Origin of the sequence: Rhodoflexus caldus (assembly GCF_021206925.1) — a bacterium.
Taxonomy (GTDB): domain Bacteria; phylum Bacteroidota; class Bacteroidia; order Cytophagales; family Thermoflexibacteraceae; genus Rhodoflexus; species Rhodoflexus caldus.
Genome location: NZ_JAJPRF010000032.1, coordinates 1 through 1,690, shown reverse-complemented (window position 1 = coordinate 1,690; position 1,690 = coordinate 1). Strand labels below are relative to the sequence as shown.

The 1,690-nt window shown below is 37.8% G+C and carries 2 protein-coding genes; both read left to right on the top strand.

All coding sequences use genetic code 11. The annotated features are described in order from the left end of the window. The first annotated feature begins 85 nt into the window (after positions 1–85). Positions 86–337 carry a PD-(D/E)XK nuclease domain-containing protein gene (locus tag NDK19_RS16815; RefSeq protein WP_250633071.1) on the top strand — a complete coding sequence of 84 codons (252 nt, stop codon included), beginning with the start codon at positions 86–88 and terminating at the stop codon, positions 335–337. Between the two features lie 196 nt (positions 338–533). Then, entirely contained in the window at positions 534–1,511 is a 978-nt protein-coding gene (locus tag NDK19_RS16810; RefSeq protein WP_250633070.1) for a hypothetical protein, read from the top strand. Positions 1,512–1,690: the final 179 nt, after the last annotated feature.

Here is a 1,690-nt window from a genome sequence, read left to right as displayed (position 1 = left end):
GCAGAGTGAAGCAAAAAGAGCAGATATTAGAAAATCTCCAATTAACCGCAGGCTTACATAATTACAAGTTGAAATTTTCAATCAATTGATTTTCAGTGTTTTAACTTCCAAAAAGTCTATTGAAGTTAAGCATATTGATAAGGCAGACGATAAAAAATATACTAAACAGATGAAAGAAGATTTACAATCCTATCACGTTGTAAATGTTCTAACAGAAATTATATTTTTCATTTATGCCCCAAATGCTATTCAGGACATCAACAACTTTAATGAACTTGAAGGTGAACAGACCATTCAAGGAAAAACATTTAACGTTAAAGTGATTGTAGTGCGATAGAAAAAGAACAACAATCGCCCAACATTGCATTTGTGGCAAGGCGGGCAGATTTGCTAAATTGAAACATTTGTGCTTTCTATTGGCTTTTGTGCGTGTGGAAACGATAGTGCTACTAAACCCGCCCTGCACAAATGCTTTTCCGTTGTGCGTGATTTGAAAAAAAACCACTAAATTTGCCAAAACCTTAACAATCAAAATGCAAGACGAAATTCAAGAATTTATAGAAAAACGATTTGGCGTAACCACAAACGTATTTTTACAAGCCTTACGAAGTAGCCCAAGTGCCAACGGCTACATTATGGGAGCAATTAGCGAACTACTTTTGAAACAATATTTGGAAAGTTTGGGTTACGAAGTCTTGCGTATCAAAGAAAAGCCCGCAGGAGGCAACAACGCCAAAAACAGCGAGGCAAGAGGCGACTTTTACATTCGCAAAAAAGGCGAAACCAAAAATGAATGGTTGGTAATTGAGTGCAAAGGGCTGAAAAGCAACTCGGAGTTTAGAGGCTCAAAGTTGGACAACAAAGACAAACTATTTCGTTTCTTAAAACCTTTGGCTTTCCCGAAACCTGATGCCAAACAGAAAACTTACGACAAAGGGCTAAAAGCCTACACCAAAACCAAAGAAGATTGGGAAAAGAAAAACCCAAACAAGACTTTTCCGCCTTTTACGTGGGTATTGGAAACCGCAGGTGCGTTTAGTGTCTATCTCACAGACATTTGGGAAACAGAACAAGATTTAAAGACGTGGATTGACAGCCAACCCGATGAAGTTTTTACCGAACAAGCCTACCGCAACGTAGAGGGTGCAATCGCCATTTTGGAAACCCACCAACCAAGCAAAAGAATTGGCGAAATTACACAAATCAATCAAGCCGCCCCTTTGGTAAAGGACTTCAATATTATGGCAGTAGATTTGTTTTTGCGGACAGGCAGACACGAATTTGCCTTTATGAACAGCGAAAAAATCAGTCATTCGCCTACTTCACCCGAACATTTGTACCAAAATTACACGATTGATGTTTTGGTAAAAGACGAAAAGACCCAACCGATTTTTACGCCACCCTGGTACAACGACCTTGAAAAATTGATACAAGACACAAACCCCACACCACGAGAAATTGACGAAAGCCAATTAGACACAAGGGAAGATTTTGACGAAATAGGAGAATGATTTTTTGTTTTACACAAATGTGTAGTATATTTGCACGTGAATGTAAAACAAGCCAAAAAATAGACCTTTTGGTTGGTGATTATCAGTGAATTACCTAATTTTACTTGGTGATTCTTTCAAATTTATATAACTATGGCAAGTATTTTTCATAATCTTAAAAGTGACAAGAAATGTAAGGC

Bases quoted from the DNA above. Each gene is read 5' to 3' on its own strand.
- NDK19_RS16810 (WP_250633070.1), top strand. From the start codon at position 534: ATGCAAGACGAAATTCAAGAATTTATAGAAAAACGATTTGGCGTAACC.